This window comes from Mesorhizobium tamadayense (assembly GCF_003863365.1).
GTDB lineage: Bacteria > Pseudomonadota > Alphaproteobacteria > Rhizobiales > Rhizobiaceae > Mesorhizobium > Mesorhizobium tamadayense.
Genome location: NZ_RQXT01000016.1, coordinates 1 through 24,413, shown reverse-complemented (window position 1 = coordinate 24,413; position 24,413 = coordinate 1). Strand labels below are relative to the sequence as shown.

General features: G+C 65.5%; 15 protein-coding genes. 5 read left to right on the top strand and 10 right to left on the bottom strand.

Features of this window, described 5'->3' with window-relative positions; translation table 11 throughout:
• The first annotated feature begins 107 nt into the window (after positions 1 to 107).
• From EH240_RS14935 to EH240_RS14925, 3 genes are all read left to right on the top strand, one after another.
• Positions 108 to 8,687 carry a glycoside hydrolase family 94 protein gene (locus tag EH240_RS14935; protein ID WP_124999409.1) on the top strand — a complete coding sequence of 2,860 codons (8,580 nt, stop codon included), beginning with the start codon at positions 108 to 110 and terminating at the stop codon, positions 8,685 to 8,687.
• Positions 8,688 to 9,059: 372 nt separating this feature from the next.
• Positions 9,060 to 10,829, top strand: a complete 1,770-nt coding sequence (locus EH240_RS14930) for a glucan ABC transporter ATP-binding protein/ permease (protein ID WP_124999407.1) — start codon at positions 9,060 to 9,062, stop codon at positions 10,827 to 10,829.
• A 222-nt stretch (positions 10,830 to 11,051) separates the two neighbouring features.
• Positions 11,052 to 11,810 (top strand): heme ABC transporter permease, encoded by a 759-nt coding sequence (locus tag EH240_RS14925; RefSeq protein ID WP_124999405.1) that lies wholly within the window; start codon positions 11,052 to 11,054, stop codon positions 11,808 to 11,810.
• Between the two features lie 3 nt (positions 11,811 to 11,813).
• Here EH240_RS14925 and EH240_RS14920 read toward each other — a convergent pair whose 3' ends face one another.
• A complete protein-coding gene (locus EH240_RS14920) occupies positions 11,814 to 12,872 on the bottom strand; it encodes a D-TA family PLP-dependent enzyme (RefSeq protein WP_124999403.1) in 1,059 nt (352 codons plus the stop codon).
• Positions 12,873 to 13,079: 207 nt separating this feature from the next.
• Between EH240_RS14920 and EH240_RS14915 the strand changes: the two genes are divergently transcribed.
• The gene (locus EH240_RS14915; protein WP_124999401.1) at positions 13,080 to 13,766 is read left to right on the top strand and encodes a D-lyxose/D-mannose family sugar isomerase; all 687 of its coding nucleotides are present in this window, start codon (positions 13,080 to 13,082) and stop codon (positions 13,764 to 13,766) included.
• 254 nt (positions 13,767 to 14,020) lie between these two features.
• Here the strand turns inward: EH240_RS14915 and EH240_RS14905 are convergent, their stop codons facing one another.
• Genes EH240_RS14905 through EH240_RS14880 form a run of 6 tightly spaced genes read right to left on the bottom strand, consistent with a single transcriptional unit; the run spans position 14,021 to position 19,962 of the window.
• Entirely contained in the window at positions 14,021 to 14,878 is an 858-nt protein-coding gene (locus EH240_RS14905) for an RDD family protein (RefSeq protein WP_124999399.1), read from the bottom strand.
• Positions 14,865 to 15,884: a stage II sporulation protein M gene (locus EH240_RS14900; protein ID WP_124999397.1), complete on the bottom strand. Its 1,020-nt coding sequence runs from the start codon at positions 15,882 to 15,884 to the stop codon at positions 14,865 to 14,867. Before EH240_RS14900 ends, EH240_RS14905 begins: the two co-directional genes overlap by 14 nt.
• Positions 15,881 to 17,185 carry a DUF58 domain-containing protein gene (locus EH240_RS14895; protein ID WP_124999395.1) on the bottom strand — a complete coding sequence of 435 codons (1,305 nt, stop codon included), beginning with the start codon at positions 17,183 to 17,185 and terminating at the stop codon, positions 15,881 to 15,883. Before EH240_RS14895 ends, EH240_RS14900 begins: the two co-directional genes overlap by 4 nt.
• Positions 17,182 to 18,138, bottom strand: a complete 957-nt coding sequence (locus EH240_RS14890) for an AAA family ATPase (protein ID WP_124999393.1) — start codon at positions 18,136 to 18,138, stop codon at positions 17,182 to 17,184. Before EH240_RS14890 ends, EH240_RS14895 begins: the two co-directional genes overlap by 4 nt.
• Positions 18,125 to 19,339 carry a DUF4350 domain-containing protein gene (locus tag EH240_RS14885; protein WP_124999392.1) on the bottom strand — a complete coding sequence of 405 codons (1,215 nt, stop codon included), beginning with the start codon at positions 19,337 to 19,339 and terminating at the stop codon, positions 18,125 to 18,127. The genes EH240_RS14890 and EH240_RS14885 overlap by 14 nt, the downstream gene beginning before the upstream one ends.
• Entirely contained in the window at positions 19,336 to 19,962 is a 627-nt protein-coding gene (locus tag EH240_RS14880) for a DUF4129 domain-containing protein (RefSeq protein WP_245436066.1), read from the bottom strand. Before EH240_RS14880 ends, EH240_RS14885 begins: the two co-directional genes overlap by 4 nt.
• A 147-nt stretch (positions 19,963 to 20,109) precedes the next feature.
• Between EH240_RS14880 and EH240_RS14875 the strand changes: the two genes are divergently transcribed.
• On the top strand, positions 20,110 to 20,901 hold the full coding sequence (locus EH240_RS14875; RefSeq protein ID WP_124999390.1) for a DUF7847 domain-containing protein: 792 nt from the start codon (positions 20,110 to 20,112) through the stop codon (positions 20,899 to 20,901).
• Between the two features lie 341 nt (positions 20,902 to 21,242).
• Here the strand turns inward: EH240_RS14875 and EH240_RS14865 are convergent, their stop codons facing one another.
• The 3 genes from EH240_RS14865 to EH240_RS14855 form a co-directional block, all read right to left on the bottom strand.
• The gene (locus tag EH240_RS14865) at positions 21,243 to 22,367 is read right to left on the bottom strand and encodes an NAD(P)/FAD-dependent oxidoreductase (protein ID WP_124999388.1); all 1,125 of its coding nucleotides are present in this window, start codon (positions 22,365 to 22,367) and stop codon (positions 21,243 to 21,245) included.
• 69 nt (positions 22,368 to 22,436) lie between these two features.
• Positions 22,437 to 23,948: an amino acid ABC transporter permease/ATP-binding protein gene (locus EH240_RS39650; RefSeq protein ID WP_124999386.1), complete on the bottom strand. Its 1,512-nt coding sequence runs from the start codon at positions 23,946 to 23,948 to the stop codon at positions 22,437 to 22,439.
• 97 nt (positions 23,949 to 24,045) lie between these two features.
• Positions 24,046 to 24,413: transporter substrate-binding domain-containing protein (locus EH240_RS14855; protein ID WP_124999385.1), on the bottom strand; the 368-nt coding region annotated here is incomplete at its 5' end.

The following is a 24,413-nucleotide window of genomic DNA, read 5'->3' as shown; positions in this document are numbered from 1 at the left end:
ATAAACTTTCGGCCAAACCCGCAATGCAACCAATTGCATTTGAACCGGTTTTAGGGCCATTGCCGTGGCGGTGACGCCGCATTGCGCCCCGCTTTACGGAATTCTCAATGAACATTCAGACGAACCTCACTAAGATCGAACAGACGAGCGCCAGCTTCCCGAATGTCACGGAAGCTCCGATACGTTCCAATTTTCTGCCCGAAGAGCGGCTGCGCACGCTGGGTGCCGCGCTTGCCGAGGGCGACGTCAGGGAACTGTTCGGCCTGGCGCCGTTCGAGTTCCAGGCCCGCATCCGCGACAGCGCCAAGAAGATTCTCGAAGTCTACCGTTCGACCAATGCCGCGCAGGCCAGGGGCGAGACGATCACGCCCGCCGCGCAATGGCTGCTCGACAACAACTATCTGGTCGAGGAGACCATCTTCCAGGTCAAGCGCGACCTGCCGCGCCGTTTCTACCGCCAGTTGCCGACGCTCAAGCTTGCAGACGGCAACGTGTTGCCGCGCGCCTTCGTCGTTGCCTGGAGCTATGTCGAGCATTCCGACAGTGCGGTCTCGGCGACCATGTTCAAGGCGATCGTCGAGGGCTTCCAGTCGGTCGAGCCGCTGAAGATCGGCGAGCTTTGGGCGCTGCCGTCGCTGCTGCGCTTTGTGCTGATCGAAAACCTTCGCCGCATCGCGGTGCGCGTCAACCGCACCAGGCAGATGCGCCAGATCGCCAACGAGGTCGCCGATCGCGTGCTCGCGACCGATGACAACGCCGATCGAACCAGGATCCTGTCGACCTACGCCGCGCATGCGCAGGACACGACTTTCGCCACCCAGCTCCTCTATCGCCTGCGCGACGGCTCGCAGAACGCAGGCCGGGCGCTGGAATGGCTGGAGGGCGAGCTCGAGAAGACCGGCTCCGACGCCGAGGAGATCATCATCTCCGAGCATCAGACGCTGTCCAGCGGCAATGTCACTACCGGCAACATCATCCGCGGCCTGCGCCTCATCAACGACGTCGACTGGACGGTCTGGTTCGAGGGCGTCAGCCGTATCGACACGCTGCTGCGCGAGAAGACCGATTTCGCCGCGCTCGATTTCTTCTCGCGCGACCAGTACCGCACCGCGATCGAGCAGCTCGCGCGCCGCTCCGAGCTTTCCGAATTCCGCGTCGCCGAAAAAGCGATCGAGCTTGCCGGCCATGTTCCGGGCGTCACCGACGCATCTGGCGTGCCGGAAACGGCCGACCCTGACGTGCATACCGATGTCGGCTTCTTCCTGGTCGGGCCACGCCGGCCGGAGCTGGAACAGGCGATCGGCTACCGGGCTCCCTTCTATGTGACATCCAAGCGCGCCTTTGCCGCTACCGGCTGGCTGGGTATCGTCGTGCCGGTCTTCCTGCTGACGGTGCTCCTGCTTGTGCTGTCCGGCAATGCGCTTGCCAATCTCGGCCTTTCGACGGAGTCGATCACGCTGATGCTGGCTCTGTTCGCGGTGCCGGCGAGCGAAGGCGCATTGGCGTTCTTCAACACCGTCATGGCGCTCTTCCTCAAGCCGACACGCCTCGTCGGCTACGACTACAAGCACGGCATCCCCGCCGAAGCGCGCACGCTGGTCGTGGTGCCCTCGCTGATCGGGTCGCGCGACGATGTCGAGGAAAATATCCGCAACATCGAGGTGCATCATCTCGCCAACACCGCAGAAGAGATCCATTTCGGGCTGCTGTCGGACTGGCCGGATTCCACGACCGAGATCGATGCTGCCGACATCGAGATCCTGCAATATGCCCGCGACGAGATCGCCAGATTGAACGTCCGCTATCCGTCAGAAGGCGCACCGCGCTTCTATCTCCTGCACCGGCGACGGCTCTACAATCAGGCGCAGGGCTGCTGGATGGGATGGGAGCGCAAGCGCGGCAAGCTGCACGAGCTCAATCTCCTGCTACGCGGCGACAGCGACACCACCTTCCTGCCGCTCGATGTGCCGCTGCCGGAAAAAGTCACCTATGTGATGACGCTCGACGCCGACACGCGCACCACGCGCGACGCCGTATCGAGCCTGGTCGGCAAGCTCGCGCATCCGCTGAACCGCCCGCATTTCGATCAGCCGAAGCGCGTCGTGACCGCCGGCTACACCATCCTGCAGCCGCGCATCACCGCATCGCTCACCAGCGGCGACGATGCCTCGTTCTTCCAGCGCGTCTTCTCGGCCAATCGCGGCCTCGACCCGTACGTCTTCGCCGTCTCCGACGTCTATCAGGATGTCTTCGGCGATGGCTCATTCACCGGCAAGGGCCTCTATCATGTCGATGCCTTCGAGGCGGCGCTGAAGAACCGCATCGAGGAAAACACCATCCTCAGCCACGATTTGCTCGAAGGCGCCTTGGCGCGCGCAGCACTTGTCACCGATGTCGAGCTGGTCGAGGACTATCCGACCCGCTACTCGGTCGATGCCTCGCGCCATCACCGCTGGGCGCGCGGCGACTGGCAATTGCTTGGCTTTATGTTCGATCCGCGCTCGGGCGTTCCGGCGTTGTCGCGCTGGAAGATGGTCGACAACCTGCGACGCTCGCTGACTCCGATCTTCTGGGTGATGGCCTGTATCGCCGGCTGGACGCTGCTGCCCTTCACGCAGGCCGCGCAGTGGCAGGCACTGTTGATCCTCAGCCTGTTCATGGCGCCGACCTTCGACATCGTCAACGGCATCCTGCCGAAGAGCGGCGACCAGACGCCGCGCGGCCATTTCTCGGCGCTTGCGCGCGACACCGTGTTTGGCACCGCGCTGGTGGCGCTGAAGGTGCTGCTGATGGCGCATCTCGCCTGGATGATGGGCGATGCCATCATCCGCACGCTTTACCGGCTTTTTGTCAGCCGCCAGAACCTTCTCGAGTGGCGCACCGCCTCGCAGGCGCACAAGAGCGGCGGCAGCGATCTCGGCGCCTATTACAGCATGATGTATGGCGCCGTGATCATCGGCGTCGTCGGCCTCGCCGTTCCGGTGCTCGCCGATTCCACCGGCGCCTTCGTCGCCTTCTTCTTCGCGATTTTCTGGATCGGCTCGCCGGCGGTCGCCTGCTGGATCAGCCGTTCGGCCGAGACCGAGGACAGGCTGCGCATCTCCGCCGCCGACATCCATGCGCTGCGTACCGTGGCGCGGCGCACCTGGCACTATTTCGAAACCTTCGTGACGGCCGAGCATCACCATCTGCCGCCCGACAATTTCCAGGAAAGCCCGGCGCCGGTGGTGGCGCCGCGCACCTCGCCGACCAACATCGGCGTCTATCTGCTCTCGGTGGTGTCGGCGCGCGACTTCGGCTGGATCAGCCTGTCGGACGCCATCACCCGCCTCGACGCCACGATGACGACCATCGAGAACATGCCGCGCGACCGCGGTCATCTCTACAACTGGTACGACACGACGACGCTGAAGCCGCTCTACCCGCTCTATATCTCGGCGGTCGACAGCGGCAATCTCGCCGGCCATCTGGTCGCGGTGGCCGCGGCCTGCTCCGAGTGGGCCGAGGCGCCTTCCGTCCACCTGCAGGGTGATTTCGAAGGCATCCTCGACACCGTCACCATCCTCGACGAGAGCCTGGAGGAACTGCCAGACGACCGCCGGCAATTGCGGCCGCTGCGCCAGCGTCTCGCCGACCGCCTTGACGGCATGCGCCGCGCGGTGATGACCATTAAGGCACAGCCCGAGATGGCCTCGATCCGTACCATCAACCTCGCGGTGCTCGCCGGTGAGATCCGCAAGCTCGCCACTGCCATTCACGTCGAGGCGGCGTCGCCGAAGAGCGACGTCATCGCCGACTGGGCGGCTAGGCTGGAGGCGACCTGCGAGGCGCATGTGCACGATTCGCACAATGACGAAAGCGCCGTCACTGCGCTCCGCACCAAGCTGCTCGCGCTGCGCGGGCGCTGCCGCCGCTATGCCTTCGAGATGGATTTCTCCTTCCTGATGCGGCAGGAGCGCAAACTTCTGTCGATCGGCTACCGTGTCGAGGAGCACCAGCTCGACGAGAGCTGCTACGACCTGCTCGCTTCCGAGGCGCGGCTGACCAGCCTGTTCGCCATCGCCAAGGGCGACCTGCCGACGGAGCACTGGTTCCGGCTTGGTCGGCCGATCGTCGAGATCGGCTTCAAGGGCTCGCTGATGTCCTGGTCGGGCTCGATGTTCGAGTACCTGATGCCGCCGCTGGTGATGAAGGAGCCGCAGGGCTCCATCCTCAACCAGACCAGCAAGCTTATCATCAAGCGCCAGATCCAGTACGCGCGCTCCAAGAACGTGCCCTGGGGCATCTCGGAAGCGGCCTATAATGCCCGCGACCGCGAGCTCACCTACCAATACACCAATTTCGGCGTGCCCGGTCTCGGCCTGAAGCGCGGCCTTGGCCAGAACACCGTGATCGCGCCTTACGCGACGATCCTTGCGGCACAGTTCAACCCGCGCGAAGCGGTGCAGAACCTGATGCGGCTGCGCTCGATCGGCGCGCTCGGCCGCCACGGCTTCTACGACGCCGTCGATTTCACGCCGCAGCGCGTGCCGGAGGGCACAGATCACGCCGTCGTCCAGAACTACATGGCGCACCATTCCGGCATGTCGATCGCCGCCGTGGCGGACGCCATCTTCGAGGGCCGGCTGCGCGAGCGCTTCCACAGCGATCCGGTGATCGAGTCGGCGGAACTCCTGCTGCAAGAGAAGGCGCCGCGCGACATTCCGACCGCTACCGTCAGGACCGAGGCCGACGAGCGCTCCAAGGACGAGACCGAGACCGAGAGCCCTGACACCCGCATCATACTCGATCCGATCAGGGGGCTGCGCGCGACCAATGTCATGTCGAATGGCCGTTACTCGGTCATGGTCACCGCTACCGGCTCCGGCTACAGCCGCTTCGGCGAGCTCGCCGTCACCCGTTGGCAGCCGGACCCGAGCGAGGACCGCCTGGGCTCCTACATCTTCCTGCGCGACACCGCGACCGGCGACTGGTGGTCGGCGACCGGCGAGCCGAAGCGGGCCGAGAACGAGCGCGTGCAGACGCTGTTTTCCGACGACAAGGCGAGCTTCACCAAGTCGGTCGGCTCGCTGCGTTCGGAAGTCGAGTGCATCGTGATTTCGGAAGGCAATGGCGAGGGCCGCCGCATCACGCTCTACAATGACGGCGCCACCGACCGGCATATCGAGGTGACCTCCTTCGCCGAGCTGGTGCTGGGCAACGAGGCCTCGGACAATGCGCACCCGGCCTTCTCGAAGATGTTCGTCGAGACCGAGATCGCTGCCAACAACGGCGCCATCTTCGCCACCAGACGCAAGCGCGACAAGAACGAGCCCGACCTCACCATGGTGCATTTCGTCACCGATCCGTCGGGTCCGTCGCGTGACGCGGAGGCCGAGACCGACCGGCGCGCCTTCATCGGTCGCGGCCGCACCATTGCGGATGCCGTAGCCTTCGATCCCGGTGTCAGGCTCGGCGGCGGCCACGGCTTCACGCTCGACCCTGTGGCGGCGCTCCGCCGCCAGGTGCGCGTGCCGGCGAACAAGAAGATCTCGCTGACCTTCTGGACCGTCGTCGGCGCCAATCGCGGCGAGCTCGACGACGCGATGGCCCGCCTCGACCATCAGGAGAGCTTCGCCCGTCAGGCGATGCTCGCCTGGACGCGCAGCCAGGTTCAGACCCGCCATCTCGGCCTCAGCCTGACCGATGCCGCCAACGTGCAGAAGCTGGCGCGCTACCTGATCTATCCCGATCCGTTCCTGCGCCTGCCGGCCGAATCAATCGCCTCCGGCCTCGGCCGCCAGTCCAGCCTGTGGCCGACCAGCATCTCCGGCGATTTCCCGATCTTCCTGGTGCGCATCGGCGACGTCGCCGACCTCGAGATAGTCGCCCAGGCGCTGCGCTTCCAGGAATACATGCGCGCCCGCGGTATGATGATCGACTTCGTCGTCGTCAACGAGCAGGCGTCCTCCTACGTGCAGGACCTGCAACGCGCGGTGGAGACGTTGTGCGAGAACAGCCGCCTGCGCGGGCGCGAGCTAGGACCCCGCCAGCACATCTTCGCCGTGCGCCGCGACCTGATGGACGAGCCGACCTACAAGACCTTGCTGTCGGTCGCGCGCGTTGCGCTCCACACCCGCAATGGCACCATCTTCGATCAGCTCGAGCGGGCCGAGACGGCGGCATTGCAGGCCCGTGACGCCTTGCAGCAGGCGGAGGGCATTCCGACCCGCCAGCCATTGCCGCCATTGCCTGAGCCGACGCCGGCAAGCCGGGGAGGAGCCGATATCGCCGCCGACGGCACCGGCCTCAACCTCTGGAACGGCTTTGGCGGCTTCGACGGCGACGGCCGCCACTATGTGACGCGGCTGACCGGGCGTCGCACGACGCCGCAGCCCTGGATCAACGTGATCTCCAACGCCTCCTTCGGCTTCCACGTCTCGTCGGAGGGCGCGGGCTTCACCTGGAGCCGCAACAGCCGCGACTACCAGTTGACGCCGTGGTCGAACGACCCGGTGTCGAACCGGCCTGGCGAGGGCTTCTATATCTACGATCAGTTGAGCGGCAAGGCGTTCTCGCCGATGGCGGCGGTGGTGCGCGACCCCTCGATGATTTACGAGACCTGGCACGGGCAGGGTTTTTCCACCTTCCGCTCGAAGCGCGGGCCGCTGTCGATGGACCTGACGCAGGTGGTCGACCCGGTGGATCCGGTCAAGATCACCCGGCTGCGCATCCAGAACACCGGCTCGGCGCCGGCGAGGCTGCGCGTCTACGCCTATGCCGAGTGGGTGCTCGGCGGCCATCGCTCGAGGACAGCGGCGACCATTGTGCCGTCTCGCGACGCAGCGACGGGCGCCATGCTGGCGCAGAACCCTTATGGGCTCGATTTCGGCGAGCGGGTGGCCTTCCTCGCCGCGACGGCGCCTGTGCATTCGGTGACCGCCGACCGCAGCGAGTTCATCGGCAGGCACGGGACCACGGAATATCCGCAGGCCGTGCTCGGCGGGGTTGGCTTGTCCGGCCGCGTCGAGGCAGGTGACGATCCGTGCACGGTGATCGCCAGCGACATCGACATCCCGGCCGGCGGCGACGTGACGCTGATCTGGCTGCTCGGCGACGCCGCCACGGCCACCGAGGCGAGCGCCCTGGTGCAAATCCATCGCGGCAAGGATTTCGACCAGCGTCTGGCCGACAACGAGCGCGTCTGGCGCGGCTTCCTCGACACCATCCAGGTCGAGACGCCGGACACGGCGCTCAACGCCATGGTCAACCACTGGCTGCCCTACCAGAGCCTCGCCTGCCGCATCCGCGCGCGCTCGGCCTTCTACCAGGCGAGCGGCGCCTTCGGCTTCCGCGATCAGTTGCAGGACACGCTGGCCCTGCTGGCGCACGATCCGAAGCTGGCGCGCGACCAGATCCTCAATGCCGCCCGCCGGCAGTTCCCAGAGGGCGACGTTCAGCACTGGTGGCTGCCGCGCACCGATGCCGGCGTGCGCACCATCATCTCGGACGACGTAGTCTGGCTGGCGCATGCGACGGCCCGCTACATCGAGGTGACGGGCGATACCGCGATCCTCAAGGAGCAGATCCCCTTCATCGACGGGCAGGAGCTCGGCGAGGGCGAGCACGACGCCTTCTTCACGCCCGAGATCACCAAGACCACCGCCTCGCTCTACGACCACTGCGCGCGGGCGCTCGATCTAGCCATCAAGCGCAGCAGCCCGGCCGGCCTGCCGCTGATCCTGGGCGGCGACTGGAACGACGGCATGAACCGTGTCGGCGAGGGCGGCAAGGGCGAGAGCGTCTGGCTGGGCTGGTTCCTGCTGAAGACGCTGGGCGACTTCGCTCCCGTCGCCAAGGGACAGGGCGACAGCAAGCGGGCGCAGGCCTGGACCAAGCACGCTGACGTGCTGAAGCGGGCGCTGGAGAGCACGGCCTGGGACGGCCAGTGGTACCGGCGCGGCAGCTTCGACGACGGCGCGCCGCTCGGCTCGAAGAGTTCCGATGAGTGCAAGATCGACTCCATCGCCCAGTCCTGGAGCGTGCTCTCGGGCGAGGGGGATCCCGCGCGCTCGACCACGGCCATGGAGCAGGCGACCAGGATGCTGGTCGACGACGAGCTCAAGATCGTCAAGCTGTTCACGCCGCCCTTCTCCCACAGCCAGAAAGATCCCGGCTACATCAAGAGCTACCCGCCGGGCGTGCGCGAGAATGGCGGCCAGTACACGCATGCCGCCACATGGTTCGTCATCGCGCTGGCAGAGATGGGACGCGTCGACGAGGCCTATCGCTGCTTCTCGATGCTGAACCCGGTCAACCACGCCTCGGACGAGAAGGCGGCCGAGCATTACCGCGTCGAGCCTTACGTGGTGGCGGCCGACATCTACGCCGGCGAAGGAAAAGGCGGCCGCGGCGGCTGGACTTGGTACACCGGTTCCGCCGGCTGGCTATATCGAGCTGCGGTCGAGGGAATTCTTGGCATCGAGCGGCGCGGCAAGCAGATCACGTTTAGGCCAAAGCTGCCCGGTCACTGGGACGGCTACGCCGCCACGCTCAAGATGTTCGACGGCGAGATCAAGGTTCGCGTCATCCGCGACAAAAAGGCCAAGTCGATCGCGCTCGAAGTCAATGGCTCGAAGACAAAATCGGGGTCTTTCGAGCCGAAGGCCGGTGAGAAAACCGAGGTCGTCGTCAAGATACCTGCGTGAAATCAAAGGCTTGGCTTACAGGCTCGCGTCCTCCGGGATGCGCGGCCAAGCTTGGCGTTTTACTTGGCAATGATGCCGGGCAACGCCTCTAAGCTCCTTTAGCTCCGACTAAGCAAGCGCCTTGTGATTAAAAATGTGGCAGCGCAAAGCAGCTGCCATTATTTTGCCGCAAGGCTGACATTTCACCTTTTATCTCAAATCGTTAGGTGATCACGTCAGATTTCGCACCGTCGTCATCTTTTGTTCGCGAAGTGGGAACGTAAGCGATAGACGGGCATTGTTTTGCGACGCGTTAACCGGTACGTGTCAAAGAATGCTGCGGTGCACAATTCCGGAATTGAGCACGAACAAGAGTTTGGCGGAGTAGCTGAAGTGTCACTTCTGCAAATCTACTGGCGAGCACTGGGTTATCTGGCGGCTGACAAGAAGCGCGTTGCGCTGATCTGCGGCGCCAACGTCGCGCTCGCCATGGTCGCAATACTCGAGCCGATCCTCTTCGGCCGGGTGATCGATGCCATCTCGAACCACGGTTCGGTTTTCGGCACGCTCGCTGTCTGGGCTGCGCTTGGCGTCTTCAACATCACCGCCTTTGTGCTGGTAGCGCGTGGCGCCGACCGCTTCGCGCATGCCCGCCGCTCGGAAGTGCTCTGCGAATCCTTCGAGCGCGTCATCACCATGCCGCTTGCCTGGCATCACCAGCGCGGCACTTCCAATTCGCTGCACACGCTGCTGCGCGCCGTCGAGACGCTGTTCAGCCTTTGGCTCGAATTCATGCGCCAGCATTTATCGACGGTCGTCGCGCTGGTGCTGCTGATCCCGACCGCGCTCTCCATGGACATCCGCATGTCGATGGTGCTGCTCGGCCTCGGCGCGCTTTATCTCGGCATCGGCCGGCTGGTCATGCGCCGCACCAAGGCGGGGCAGGCGGCTGTCGAGCGCCACTACCATACCGTGTTCGCCCATGTGACCGACTCCGTCAGCAACGTCGCCGTGCTGCAGAGCTACAACCGCATCGGCCATGAGACCGCGACGCTGAAGCGCTACGTCAAGAACCTGCTCGACGCGCAGAACCCCGTGCTCGACTGGTGGGCGCTCGCTAATGCGCTGCATCGGCTGTCCTCGACCATCTCGATGATGATCGTGCTCCTGATCGGCGCCTATCTCGTCACCAACGGCCAGCTGCGCGTCGGCGACGTGATCGCCTTCACCGGCTTCGCCACGCTGCTGATCGCCCGCCTCGACCAGATGTCGAATTTCGCCAACCAGATCTCCGAGGCGCGCGCCAAGCTTGAGGACTTCTATCGTCTTGAGGATTCGGCCGCCGATGCCGCCGAGCCCGATGGCCTGCGCGAGCTCACCAACGTCACCGGCCATGTCCGCTTCGAGAATGTCAGCTTCGAGTTCGCCAACTCCGGCCACGGCATCGACGACGTGTCGTTCGAAGTGCCGGCCGGCAAGACGGTCGCCATCGTCGGCCCGACCGGCGCCGGCAAGACGACGCTCATCAACTTGCTTCAGCGCGTCTTCACGCCGGCCAGCGGCCGTATCCTGATCGACGGCATCGACACCCGCATGGTGACCCGCAAGTCCCTGCGGCACGCGATCGCCACCGTCTTCCAGGACGCCGGCCTGCTCAACCGTTCGATCGAGGACAACATCCGTGTCGGCCGCGCCGATGCGAGCAATGACGAGATCCACGCCGCCGCCAATGCCGCCGCCGCGCAGGATTTCATCCTCGCCAAGAGCGGCGGCTACGACACCGTCGTCGGCGAGCGCGGCGGCCAGCTTTCGGGCGGCGAGCGCCAGCGCATCGCCATTGCCCGCGCCGTGCTGAAGGATGCGCCAATCCTGGTGCTCGACGAGGCGACCAGCGCGCTCGACGTCGAGACCGAGGACCGGGTCAAGGAGGCGATCGACGAGCTGCGCCGCGACCGCACCACCTTCATCATCGCCCACCGTCTCACCACCGTCCGCGACGCCGACCTGGTCGTGTTCATGGACAAGGGCAAGGTGGTCGAATTCGGCGGCTTCACCGAGCTGTCGCTGCGCAACGGCCGCTTCGCATCCCTGTTGCGCGCCGGCGGCCTGCTCAATGACGAGGAGGTTCGCCGCCTCAGCCGCACGGTGAACGAAGCGGCGTAAGCTCCTCCTCTGCCTTCTCCCCCTGTGGGAGAAGGTGGCCGCGAAGCGGCCGGATGATGGGTGTTCCAGCTTGGCAACATGTTTTAAATCGCCGCCGCCTCATTCCTTCCAACACCCCTCATCCGTCTCGGCGCTGCGCGCCGATCCACCCACCAGGGAGAAGGGAGAGGTGCGACAACCACTCGATTGCCCCCGACACATTGCCGGTCTATTTAGGTCGGCATGAGCGACACCACCTCACGCCTCGCCGGCTTGACCGATCTCGCCAATCCAACGCGCTTTGTCGGGCTGGCGGACAAGGTCATTCCATGGCTGGCGGCGATCGCGGCGACCCTGCTTGCCGCCGGCCTCTATATGAGCTTCACCGCGCCGGAGGATTTCCAGCAGGGCATCACGGTGCGCATCATGTATATCCACGTGCCTTTCGCCTGGCTCGCCATGATGTGCTACACGATCATGGCGATCGCAGCACTCGGCACGCTGGTCTGGCGCCATCCGCTGGCCGACGTGGCGCTGAAATCGGCCGCGCCGATCGGCGCCACCTTCACGGCGCTTGCGCTGATAACCGGTTCCATCTGGGGCAAGCCGATGTGGGGCACCTGGTGGGTGTGGGACGCGCGGCTGACCTCGGTCTTCGTGCTCTTCCTGATGTATCTCGGCATCATCGCGCTGACGCGCGCGCTGGATGATGCCGGCAGGGCCGCCTGGGCCGCCGCCATCATCACCCTGGTCGGCTTCATCAACATCCCGATCATCAAATTCTCGGTCGACTGGTGGAACACGTTGCACCAGCCGGCGTCGGTGTTCCGGCTCGGCGGCCCGACCATCGACCCCTCGATGCTGTGGCCGCTCGCGGTTATGGCGCTCGGCTTCACGGTGCTGTTCTTCGCGCTGCACCTGATGTCGATGCGCACGGAGATCTTCCGCCGCCGTGTGACCGCGATGCGCAGGGTTGCGGCGCGGCAGGCGGAGCGGCAGTAGGCGTCACCCCATCCGCCCGCGCGCCGCCACAGGCAGCGTTTCCAGCACATTGTCGCCGTCGATCAGATGCACCTGGTCGAACAGGTTCGTCACCACGCAGCAATGGTCGGGAACGACGCGCACGCGCTCGCCGATGCGAAGCTTGGCACCGTCTGAAAGCGTGACGTTGCCGTGCTCTTCGCTGAGGCTCGTCACCCGGGCGCCGGGCACACCCAGCAATTCGCCGAAATCGGGAAGCCCGAGCGTGTCGGAGGACAGCGCCTTGCTGCCGCTGTCGAGGATGGCGCGGGTCGGCGTCGGGTGGCTCACCACGGTGGCGAGCACGGTCAGCGCGCAATCGTCGAGCGTGCCGACGCCTTTGGCGACCTGGTAGCGGTCGAAATAGATGTAGGTGCCGGGCCGGTATTCGGTGACGACGCTGTCCTCGCCCGAACGCCACATGTCCGGCGTGCCGCCGCTGGAGATGCGCTCGCATTCAAGCCCTTCAACTGCAAGCGCGTTGCGCGCAGTCCTCAGCCATGCCTCCGCGTCGGCGGCATGCCCCGCGGCCGGATAGGTCATCAGCCCGCCGAAGTTGAGGCCCTTGGCCCGGTTGATCGCCTTCGCCAGCGCAATCGCCTCGGCCGGGCTCTGCACGCCGCAGCGGCCCATGCCAGTGTCGCATTCGACCAGCACCGGCAGCGGATGGCCGGCATCGGTGAAGGTCGCTGCAAGCCCTTGCAGCGTCTCATGGCTGTCCGCCGTCACCGAGAGCGTGACGCGCCCATGCAGCGCCTTCAGCCGCTCCAGCTTGGCGCGGCCAAGGATGTTGTAAGGGAGAAAAATGTCGGCCAGCCCGGCATCGGCCATGACCTCGGCCTCGCCGATCTTCTGGCAGGTGATGCCTACGGCGCCGGCCGCGACCTGCTTCTTCGCCCAGTAGGGCAGCTTGTGAGTCTTGATATGCGGCCTGAGCATCAGCCCATGCGCGTCGGCATGCGCCTGCGCGCGTTTGATGTTCGCTTCGGCGCGGGCCGCATCGATCAGGATCGCCGGCGTGTCGAGGTCGTCTATGCTTGGCATGAAAATCACCGTTCTAAGGCATGTCTCCCGAAAGCGGGAACCGGTTGCGGAACAAAGACATGCGTAAAATCAAAACCGGGTGGTTTATGGGCCCGATCCGGCTGGATGTCACGGGCCAGAGCCGTCAGTTTGCGTCGACAGCGGACCGGCATTGGGCTATTCGGATGGGCAGATGTCAGCAGGCAGCGGCCGGAAGGAAGAACACCCATGAAGCGCTCTAAAATCAACGAAATCATCCGCGAAGCCGACGCCTTCATCCGCTCGTTCGGCTACATCATGCCGCCCTTCGCCTACTGGTCGCCGGAAGAGATGAAGGCGCACAAGGCGGACTCGGAGGCCATTTTCACCTCGCGCCTCGGCTGGGACATCACCGACTACGGCCAGGAGAAGTTCGATGAGCTCGGCCTCTTCCTGTTCACCGTCCGCAACGGCCGCTACGAGGACATGAAGCTCGGCATGGGCATGCTCTATGCCGAGAAGATCATGATCTCGCGCAAGGACCAGCTGTCGCCGATGCACCGCCACAACATCAAAGCCGAGGACATCATCAACCGCGGCGGCGGCAAGCTGGTGCTGGAACTGTTCATGCACGATCGCGACGGCGGCATCGATGCGAAGGCCGAGGTGTCGGTGCCGGTCGACGGCACCATCCACAGATTGCCGGCCGGCGGGCTGTTGAAGCTCGATCCAGGCCAGAGCGTCACGCTGCTGCCCGGCGTCTGGCACGCCTTCTGGGCCGAGGGCAAGGACGTGCTGATCGGCGAGGTCTCGACCGTCAATGACGACCTCACCGACAACGTCTTCCGCGACCCGATCGGCCGATTCTCGAATGTCGAGGAGGATGTGGCGCCGCTGCACCTCTTGGTGTCCGATTACGAGAAGTGGGTGGGGTAGGCGAAGGGTCTTAAGAAAATCGACCCAAATCCAAGTATCGTAAGCCGGCGCTGCCCCTTGCCCTGCCGGGCATTTCTCCCCGTACAGTGACGGGGAGAAAGACGCCGTCGCACGCGATTTTGCCAACCGCCAGCGCCGCAGAACTGGCGCCGGCGCTGCGGCCAGCCCACCTTCTCCCCGTTCACGGGGAGAAGGTGCCGGCAGGCGGATGAGGGGCAGCGCTGACGTTTCCAGGAAATCGCCAGGGTCTTGGCTCAACGCGCGTATTTATCCGCTTTCCGATTCCCGAGCAGCAGCTTGCGTTCGAGATGCGCCCTGAGCTCGCCGTAATAGGCGGTAAGGAAGGCCTTTGAATCGACCGGCTCGACCTTTGCGCCGATCTTGCGGCCGATCGTTTCCGCCACCGCTTTCATCGCGAAATAGTCGTCGCGGCGCAGCACCTCCTCCAGCTTGTGCAGCTCGGCAATGCCATAGGCGTCGAGCTGCGCAGCGCTGAAGCGGGCCGCGACCCGGTCCTTGCGTAGCGAAAGGTCCTCGACCAGCGCCACTTTCGGCGCCTCGACCACCCAGGTTCCCGCAAGCAGGTCGCCGATCCGCAGCCGGTCGCGGTTGAACAGCGGAAACACCGAGAACAGCAGCGCCCATACTAGGCCGAAAATCGTCGACAGCGTGTCGGCGACGCCCGCGCCGCCGCGCGCGGCGAGGATCGACAGCGGCAGGAAGACCTCGATCTCGCGCATCAGATTGCGCGCGATGACCTGATCAAGGGTGAGCCCCGCGCCGCTGCGCGAAGCAACGAGGATGCCAACCATGCGCTTGCCGGGTGTCGCGGCCCGCCGCCCCGCCTCGAAGGCGATGAAATAGACGTTGCGCAGCAGGAAGATGAAGATGATCCAGACGATGAACAGCGGTTCCGCTTCCTGCACGCCAAGCCCGCCCAGCCCGAAGATCGCGACGAGGCTGACAACGACCGCGGCGACGATGATGATCACCACGTCGAGCAGGAAACCGGAAGCCCGCGTGCCGGCATCCGCCAGCTTCACGCGCAGGTCCACGCCCTCCGGCGTGACCAGCGGGCGTACGAGCGCGGCCGGGTTCCTAGCCGTTGCCATGCCGCACCATCCGGAACAGGTAGAAGTAACAGATCCAGAGCGTCAGCATGCCGCCGCCGATCGAATAGCGGGCGACGTCGCCGGTGATGGTCTGCCGGCCGATGCCTTCGAGCAGGCCCGCAAACAACAGCATCACCGCGACGCCGACCATGGCGGTTGCCGCCACGCGCCCGGCTTGGGCTGCCGCCGCCATGCGCGTCAGCTCGCCGGGAAAGGCGATGCTGGTGCCGATGCGCATGCCGGCAGCACCCGCGATGGCGATCGCGAACAGTTCCGTCGTGCCGTGGATCGACAGCCAGCCGCCGAGCTCGAAGCCGAGCCCCTTGGCGGCATAGATCTGGAAGATGGCGCCAAGCATGCAGCCATTCATCAGGATGATCAGCACGCTGGGCACCGCGAAGGCGAAGCCGAGCGCGAAGGCCAGGATCGAGACTTGAGTGTTGTGCGTGAAGAGATAGGCGGCGAAGCCCGAGAGAAAATGGCCGCCGCCATCGCCGTAAAGCACGCTGCGCAGCGTCTCGGCCGACGAATCCGGATTGCGCCCGCCGGCAAGGCTCGGCGCGATGATGGCGTCGTACCAGTGCTTGTCGGAGGCGACCAGCCAGTAGCCGGCAATGGCGCCGACAACCGTCAAGCCGACCGACACCCACACCTCGCGCCACAGGTCGCGGATCGCCGCCGGCCAGTCGCGCAGGAAGAAATCGCCGACGCGGGTTCTCAAGCTCCGCCGCGCACCATAGAGGTAAAAATAACCGCGCAGGCAGAGCGCTTCGAGATAGGCGATCAGCGCGCTGTCGAGCGAGGTCGCGCGCGCCACCGAAAGCGAGGACAGCGCCGAGCGGTAGAGGAGCGGCAGCGACAGCAGCTCGTCTTCCGACAGCGCGCGCGGCGCGCGTTTTTCGACGCGGGCAAGCAGCGCTTCGAACGCCTTCCAGTCGGCCTCGCGCTCCTGGCGGAAGCTTGCCAGCGACTGGCGGACGGCATCGGTGCCGGCGGGCAGCGTCATAAGAGGTTCTCCTCCTTGAGCTGGATATAGCGCTCGACCAGCGCCGGGCCGAGACGCTGGTGGTCGGCCTCGATCACATGCGCGCCGAGCAGCCTCAGCCTGCCGATCACCACTTGCCGCTGCCTGAGCAGGTCGCCGGCGGTGACGGCGCGGGCGACGTCCTCCGGCGTCGCCGGCGCCATGTCGGCCAGCGTTTCCAGCTCGACGTCCTTCATCAGCATGAACAGGACGAGATGCCGATCGGTCAGCCGGCCGACGGTCCGCAACATCAATTCGGCGCTGATCGGGTCGACGAAATCGGTGAAGACGATGACCAGCGAGCGCCGGTCGAGCTTTGCCGCCAGCGTGGTCAGCGCCAGCGTGAAATTGGTCTCCTCGGTCGAATAGTCGATCTCTGCCGCGCGCTTCTGGATCATGGTGAAGCTCGGCGAGCCGCCCACCGCGCCGCTGGAGACGCGCGGACTGGCGTCGAAGGAGAACAGGCTGACGAGGTCGCCGCCTTTCAGCGCGATGAAGGCCGAAAGAAGCGCCGCCGTCACCGCACGGTCGACCTTCGGCACGCCGTCGACCGGCTCGCACATCAGGCGGCCGCAGTCGATGGCCAGCACGATGTTGTTGTTCTCCTCGATCCGGAACTCGCGCGCCAGCAACTTGCCGTGGCGGGCGCTGCGCTTCCAGTCGATCATGCGCCGGCCCATGCCGGGCTGGTAGTCCTTCAGCGCCTCGAACTCGCGGCCTTGGCCGGCGCGCTTTTGTGCATGGCCGTCGGCAAGCGCGGAGCGCTGCAGCAGGGTGATCGCCTCGTCGCGTGCGCGGCTGACATCGGGCAGCACCGCTATCCTGCGGTCCACCGGCAGCACGGCCTGGTTCCAGACCAGCCCGAACGGTCCCTGCCAGCGCAGCCACAGCCGATCGAAGCTGGCGATGCCGCGCCTGATCGCGTCGAATTCCAAATCGAGCGTGCCGCCATTCGCGGGCAGGGCGCCGCCCGTGCCGTTGACCGGCGCCAGCCGCTGGTCGTGCCCGACGCGCGCCTGCAGCCGGCGCGGCCGTGCGCCGAGACCGGCCGCGATGTGCAATGTGAACCGCCCGCCGACGCCGACCTGCGGCGGCGCGGTCAGCGTGGCGCTGAGCGAGGCGCGCCCGCGCCCGGCCGCCGCGTCGACCGCCAGGAAGGCAAGCAGCGCGCAGATCCACAACAGCCCGAGATACCAGACATGCGGCAGCGCGAGCGCGATCAGGAAGGCGGGGATTGCCCCCGCCGCCGCTGCCCACACCGCTCGGCCGCTCGGATAGATCAACGCGGCGCTTCCGTCTGGTCGACGAGGTCGGAGACGATCTGCTCGACCAGCCGTCCGTCGATCTGCGCCGCCGGCGAGAGGATGACGCGGTGGCGCAGCGCCGGCACGGCGAGCGCCTTGACGTCGTCGGGGATAACATAGCTGCGGCCGTCGAGCGCGGCCCGCGCTCGCGCCGCTCGCGCCAGCATGGCGCCGGCGCGCGGGCTGGCGCCGACCTCCAGGTCCGGGCTTTCGCGCGTGCCGCGCACAAGTGCTGCGATATAGCCGACGACGTCGTCGACCAGGGTGACCTCGCCGACGGTGGCCAGCGCCGCTTCGAGCGTCTTGCGGTCGGTCCGCGCCTTGATGCCGTATTGCTCGATATTGTGCGAGGCCGAGCCGCCGCCATGGTGGACGATGATGGCGCGTTCCTCCTGGACGTCCGGATAGCTCACCCGGTGCTTGAACAGGAAACGGTCGAGTTGTGCCTCGGGCAGCGGGTACACACCCTGATGCTCGATCGGGTTTTGCGTCGCCACCACCATGAAGTTCTTGCCGAGCGCATGGGTGGTGCCGTCGAAGGTGACGGCGTGTTCCTGCATGGCTTCCAGAAGGGCGGCCTGCGTCTTGGGCGGCGTGCGATTGATCTCGTCGGCAAGCAGCACGTCGCAGAAGATCGGGCCGCGCGTCAGCGTGAATTGCCCGCTCTGGAAATTGTAGATATTGGAGCCGACGATATCGCCGGGCATCAGGTCGGGCGTGAACTGGATGCGCCCATAGGCGACGCCCAGCGCCTGTGCGAAGCAGCGCGCGGTCATCGTCTTGGCGGTGCCGGGCGGTCCTTCGAGCAGGATATGCCCGCCGGCGAACAGCGCCGTCAGCATCAGATCGACCGTGTCGCGCTGCCCGGTGATCGCTTTCGCCACTTCTTCCCTGATCGCGCTCGCCAGGGCCTTCACTTCATCGACGTTCACCAAGCCTCCTTGCCGTCCAGTCATGCAGCTTTTCCGCTGCCTCATGCATTGCGGCCAAACTGTTGGAATCGTTTGCTGCCTTGAAACGCGCGGTGAAGCCCTGCGCTTCGCCCTTGTCGCGGGAATCCAGCCAGCGGTCGAGCGCTTCGCCCTGCAGCCCGTGCGGCGCGCCAAGCAAAGCGGCGGCGCGCTGGCGCATGAGCGCTGCATAGCGGTCGCCAAGGCCCTCGAGCCGCCCGGCGCGCTTCAGGAGCATCGCCGTGGTGTCGACCAGCGCCCGCTTGCCGAAGGCGATGGCGCGTCCTTCGGTTCGCGGCGGTCCGAACCGGCCGAGGCCATGCAGGAAGGCAAGGGCCGCCGCCGCCAGCACCGACAGCGTCAGCGCCAGGAAGGGCGGTTCGACGAGAAGCTTGGCGAGATCGTAATTCTGGCCGATGCCGTGCAGCGTCAGGTCGAACATGACAGCACCCTTGGCGGGCTCCAGCATGGCGATCATGTCGAGCGCAGCGGCCGCCTTTTGCGGATCTTTCAGTGCCGCGTTGTTGATGAGATCGGGATCGGTCAGGATGTAGAACGGCTCGTTGTCGAGTTCGGTGAGAACGGCTCTGCCGTCGCCCACGGCGATCAGCGGATGATCGTCGGCCACCCACTGCAGTTCGTCGGGCACGCCGATCTTGCGGCCTTCGACATCGATGTGATCGACCGTTGGCTTGCCCTCGCCGAGCTTGGCCTTGGCAAGGCGGCCGAGCCAGTCGTTGACGACGGTGCTTGGCAGTCGCTCGACCTTCGTCTCCCAGCCGTCATGACCCGCCTGCGGAAAGGTCACCCATTTGGGCAGCACGAACAGCGTGTCCTTGCCCGAGCGGAGCTTGGCAATGCGCTGGAGCGCCGTCGGGTCGCTGCCTGGCGCGATGGTGACGATCAGCAGGAAGGTCGATGCCAAAGGCGATTCCAGGTCCTTCTCGCCTCGCGCCATGGGCGGCGCCTGCCCGTTGGTGAGCTTCAGCCATTCGACAAGCCCGGCATAGCCGGTGCCGCCCTTGGAGAGCGGCGTGGCGCCGCCCTCCGGCTGACGAAAGTCCGGTGCATAGGTGGACAAGAGAAAGAACCCGGCCGCCGCCAGCAGGCTAGCAAAGATGCCCCAGAACAGCGTCCTGCGGCTGAACGGCGCCTCGGCTGTCTCGGTCGTCTCCGCGCTCATGCCCAGGCATCCCGGAAGGCGAAGCGCTCATAGGCGCCGCGCGCCTGCCGCCAGCCCTCGGCGCCGACCGGCCGGCGGGCAAACAGCGCCGCCTCGACGATGCGCGCGATCTCGCTGAAGGCAGCGCGGGGGCGCGATGGGATAGAATCCGCGGCGGCGATGTCGCGCGCCGTCAGCGAGGGACGCAGGAAGTCGGGCAGGCGGGTGGCGATGTCGGCGACGCTGCGGCGCAAGAGAAGATGCACCGCCTCCTCATAGTCGCCGCGCGCGGCAAGCGCGTCGGCTTCGGAGAGCAGGATTTGCGCCGCACCGGCGTCCGGGCGCCATTCTTCCTTCGTCTCGTCCTCCTTGCGCGCGCGCCGCCACGGCAGCCGCCAGGCGACGCCCTTCGCCTCAAGGATTAGCAGGACCACGATGATCGCGACGCCGATGATCACCGCGCCCCAGAACAGATAGATCATGTAAGGACCGATCTTGGCCAGGGCTTCCAGAAAGGGCTTCAGCCATTCCGGCGGTTCCGGACGCACCAGCGCCGGCAGGTCAAACTGGATCGAATCGTCCGCTAGTAGTTGCTTGTGCATCCTGGCCAGCCATTCGGCGTCGGCCGTGCCCGGTTCTGTCACCCGCGCGTTCCCCCTGCAACCTGCGGTTCGGCCTTGACACTGGCAATATACCCTAACAATTGCAAGTGCACTGGACGCGGCCCGTCAATCTTGGCAAATTTACTTTGAAGTTGCCGAATTGGATGCGACGGCTCGGGGGAAACTATCATGACCATTGCGACATTGGGACGATCCGGCAGATTCGAGATCGGCAGGGTATTCAACAGCACTTTCGGGGTGATCACGCGCAACATCGGGCTTTGCGTCGGGCTTGCGCTTTTGTTCTCGGGGCTGCCCACATTTCTCTTTCAGCTTTGGAACGAAGCCAGGATGGGCAAGCTGGCAGGCGTCGATTCCTCCAATATCGCGCTGGCCGACCCAAATGTGGTGATCCGGGATTCGCTCTTTACCCTAGCCTTTGTCCTTGTCTATTTCATTCTGTCGCTGCTGCTGCAGTCGGCTCTGGTCAGGGCGACAATCGAAGACTTGAACGGCAAGAAGCCCGGCTTCGGAGACAGCGTTCAGATCGCGATCCGGTGCCTGCTGCCGACGGTGGGGATAGGAATTCTGGTCGCGCTCGGCGCAGGCATCGCTTCGTTGGCGCTGCTGGTGCCCGGCATCATCTTGTGGCTCGGCTGGTCGGTATCGGTACCTGTTCTGGTGCAGGAGCGGCTCGGCGTTCTCGGCTCGATGTCGCGCAGCCGCGCCCTGACCAAAGGCAACCGCTGGTCGCTTTTCGGCCTTTTCGTCATCCTTTTCATACTGGCCATGGTCGTCCAGGCGCTGCTCGGCACCTTCGTCCTTCTCTTTGGCACTGGCATTGTCGGCGCGGTGATTGGCGCAGTGGTTTCCGCCGTAATGTCGACGGTCATGTCCACCGCCACGGCGGTCAGTTATGTCGAACTGCGCCAGGCGAAGGAAGGCACCAGCGTCGACGAGCTGGCGAAGATATTCTCTTAGGAACGCCGAGGCGCCGTGCTCAATCGAGGCAGGCGACCGCCTGCCTCAATGACAGCAGCAGTGGTCTGTTTGCACGCTTGTTCGGCAGAGGCACGACGAGGTGATCGGCACATCCGTATTGGCCAGCGCCGCGGTCAATTTCGCCTCCAGCCCTGCAGTTCGTCGCTCTCGCCGCGTCGCTTCAAGCATTCGACCAGCCCGTGCAGCGTCCAGACATTGTCCGGGTGCTGCGCGCAGCGCTGCACCGCGCCGCTGAGGCCAAAGTCGTCGCGATAGGCCCCCGCTGCGTGGCCCTGGTCGAGGACAAGTACGGCCAGCGCGTGGCGGGGCGCAAACGCTTCTCAGCCGTCGAACCGCGAGGGACGAAACGGCGCAAGCAACGGGCTGGGCGCGCCTTTGACGATCTCGCCGGCCAGCAATTCTCCCATGACAAGGCCAAGTGTCGCGCCGCTGTGGCTGAAGACGACATGATAGCCGGGAATACCCGTCAACTGGCCGACCACCGGGTCGCCGTCCGCCGGAATTGGCTTCGGCCCCATGTGATGGCTCTGCAAAACAAGCGACGGGTTGCCCTCCAACACATGCGAGGCTTCCTCAAGCAGCCCCGCGATCGTTGACGGCCTGGCCTCATATTTGCCGTCGTCGCGCGTGATGACTTCATCCTCCGACCAGGCCGAGTCGAGCGCGAAGGCGCCGTTCGGCGTCGGCCGGATGGCAATGCGCGGCGTGTTCAATACGGCGCGGAGCGGATGCGCAACCGGCTTGCTGAAGAGGAGCAGCGCGCGCGTCGTGCCGTCGCCGATGCGCCTGCCGACCTTCGCCGCCATGTCCGGCACCGCCGGGCCCGTCGCAACCACGACGGCATCGGCATCGAACGCCTGGCCGGAAGTGGTCTTCACGCCGCTGGCGCGGCCATTGGTTAGCGTGACGTCGGCGGAGCCGGCGTCGGTGAGAATGCGGCCGCCACGCTCGCGGAACTCGCTGAGCAGCAGGCCGATGAGCGATGGCAGGTCGACCCAGCCTTCACCGGCATTGAAGATGGCGCCCTGGGGCGAAACGGCCTTTGCGTCGACGCCCGGCGTGACGGTGGCGATATCGCCCGGCGCAAGCAGCCGCGTCTCATAGCCGATCGACCGTTCGTGGCGAAAGATTTCCTTGATCTGGTTGGCGGCATCGTCGGCGTCCCAGGTGAGCCCGCCGTCGAGGCGCAGCCAGGCGCCGCAATTGTGCTTCGCAGCAAATGCCCTGTAGCGCTCGAGGCCCTGCATGCGGAGCCGGTGATAGGCCGCCGAGCGCTTGCGCGCCGAGTTGAGCCAGGCGAGCGAACGCGACGATGCGCCATTGGCGACCGGGCCATCCGTAACGATGGTCGTTTCAGCGCCGAGGCGCGCAAGATGGACGGCCGTGGAGACGCCGAAGATGCCGCCGCCGATGACGGCGACCTTAAGGGCGGATTTATCGGTCATGGATGCAGCTCTCGATGATCAGATGGTTGGTTCTTCGGGGATGCGCCGAGCCCGGCCGGCGCGGATCGTTCACAGCACCTCGGCGAGGAATTGCTTGAGCCGCGGGCTCTTCGGCCTGTCGAAGATTTCCGCCGGCGGACCGACCTCGACGATGCGGCCCTCGTCCATGAAGGCGACCTGATCGGCCACCTTGCGGGCAAAGCCCATCTCATGGGTGACGACGATCATCGTCATGCCGCGCCGGCCGAGATCGGCCATCAGGTTGAGAACGCCCTTGACGAGTTCGGGGTCGAGCGCGCTCGTCACCTCGTCGAAGAGGATGACTTCGGGGTCCATCGCCAGGGCGCGTGCGATCGCCACGCGCTGCTGCTGGCCGCCCGAAAGGCGGCTGGGCCGATAGTCCGAGCGCGCGGCAAGGCCCACTTCCGCGAGGCGCGCTTCGGCAATGCGCCGGGCCTGGCTGCCCGCCATGCCCTTGATCCTGGTCAGCGCCAGCATGACGTTCTCGATCGCCGTATGGTTGGGGAACAGGTTGAAATGCTGGAAGACCATGCCGACGCGCCGACGCAGCGTCTCCGGTTTGATCGCCAGGATGCTTTCGCCGTCGAGCAGCACGTCGCCGGCCTTGGGCTCGACCAGCCGGTTGAGGCAGCGCAGCAGCGTCGATTTCCCGGAGCCCGACGGGCCGATGACGCAGGTGACGGTGCCGGGTTCGACCTTGAGCCGGATTTGCTTCAGCACCTGCAACTCGCCATAGGCCATGTCGAGATCGCGCACTTCGAGGCTGCCGGCCTTGATGGCGGGCACCGTGGCCTTGCCCGTCGTATCCTTCAATTCGCCGACCTCGACGAGGCCGCTGACGACACCGCCTGGCTTCTGCTTGCCGAGACGCAGGCGGTTGTCGATGTGGTTGACCACATGGGTCAGCGGCACGGTGATGATGAGGTAGAACACGCCGGCCAAGAGCAGCGGCGACAGGTTGCCGGTGACCACCGCCTGGTCCTGACCGATGCGGAAAATCTCGCGCTCCGAGGCCAGCAGGCCGAGGAAGTAGACGAGGCTGGAATCCTTGACGTTGCCGATGAACTGGTTGACCAGGGCAGGGAGCACGCGGCGCACGCCCTGCGGGATCACGATCAGCCGCATGCCCTGGCCGTAACTCATGCTGAGCGCGCGGCAGGCTTCCATCTGGCCGCTCTCGACGCTCTGGATGCCCGAGCGAAAAATCTCGCCGATATAGGCGCCGGCAATCAGGCTGAGCGCCACGATCCCGAGCGGATAGGGCGATGGTCCGAATATCTCGCGGCCGATGCGGGCGAAGCCTTGTCCGATCAGAAGAATGGTGAGGATCGCCGGCAGGCCGCGAAAAATGTCGGTGTAGATGCGTGCGGGGATGCGCAGCCAGGCGGAGCGCGAGATGCCCATGACGGCGAGCACCATGCCGGTGAGGATGCCGAGCACCGTCGATGCCGCGGCGAGTATCAGGGTATTCTTCAACCCGACGGCAAGCAGCGCAGGCAGCACCGATGCCATCGCGTCCCAGTCGAAGAAGCTTCGCCGAATGTTTTCTGACCAATCCATCCGCCAACCTGCCTTGCCCGGCGGCGCAACCGCCGCCCGCGCGATCTCTCACGGCTGCCTGGGGCCGCCGGCATTCGCGCCGGCGGCACTACGCAGGTCAGTTCTTCTTGGGGAGATATTGCTCCGGCATCGGCGATCCCGGGAACCATTTTTGGTAGAGGTTGCGCCAGGTGCCGTCCTGCATGGCTTCGTGAATGCCCTTGTTGAGCGCCTCGCGGAAGGCGTCGTTGCCCTTGCGCACGACAAAGCCCGCGGGAGCGTCGAAGGAGGGGATGTTGACCGCGATCTTCAGGGCCGAATAGCGCTCGCCATATTGCTTCGCCGCCTCATAGTCGAGGAAGTGACCGTCGACCGTGCCGTTGTTGAGCGCGGCTATTGCCGAATTGTTGTCCGGGAACTTCACCAGGTCGGTGTTCTTGAAGTTCTTGGCGGCGTAGATTTCCTGCAGCGTGCCCTGGACCACGC

What these genes read in the sequence shown, in the direction of transcription:
- EH240_RS14935 (WP_124999409.1), top strand. Translation starts at nt 108, where the DNA reads ATGAACATTCAGACGAACCTCACTAAGATCGAACAGACGAGCGCCAGC.
- EH240_RS14925 (WP_124999405.1), top strand. Translation starts at nt 11,052, where the DNA reads ATGAGCGACACCACCTCACGCCTCGCCGGCTTGACCGATCTCGCCAAT.
- EH240_RS14920 (WP_124999403.1), bottom strand. Translation starts at nt 12,872, where the DNA reads ATGCCAAGCATAGACGACCTCGACACGCCGGCGATCCTGATCGATGCG.
- EH240_RS14915 (WP_124999401.1), top strand. Translation starts at nt 13,080, where the DNA reads ATGAAGCGCTCTAAAATCAACGAAATCATCCGCGAAGCCGACGCCTTC.
- EH240_RS14905 (WP_124999399.1), bottom strand. Translation starts at nt 14,878, where the DNA reads ATGGCAACGGCTAGGAACCCGGCCGCGCTCGTACGCCCGCTGGTCACG.
- EH240_RS14900 (WP_124999397.1), bottom strand. Translation starts at nt 15,884, where the DNA reads ATGACGCTGCCCGCCGGCACCGATGCCGTCCGCCAGTCGCTGGCAAGC.
- EH240_RS14885 (WP_124999392.1), bottom strand. Translation starts at nt 19,339, where the DNA reads ATGAGCGCGGAGACGACCGAGACAGCCGAGGCGCCGTTCAGCCGCAGG.
- EH240_RS14875 (WP_124999390.1), top strand. Translation starts at nt 20,110, where the DNA reads ATGACCATTGCGACATTGGGACGATCCGGCAGATTCGAGATCGGCAGG.
- EH240_RS14865 (WP_124999388.1), bottom strand. Translation starts at nt 22,367, where the DNA reads ATGACCGATAAATCCGCCCTTAAGGTCGCCGTCATCGGCGGCGGCATC.
- EH240_RS39650 (WP_124999386.1), bottom strand. Translation starts at nt 23,948, where the DNA reads ATGGATTGGTCAGAAAACATTCGGCGAAGCTTCTTCGACTGGGACGCG.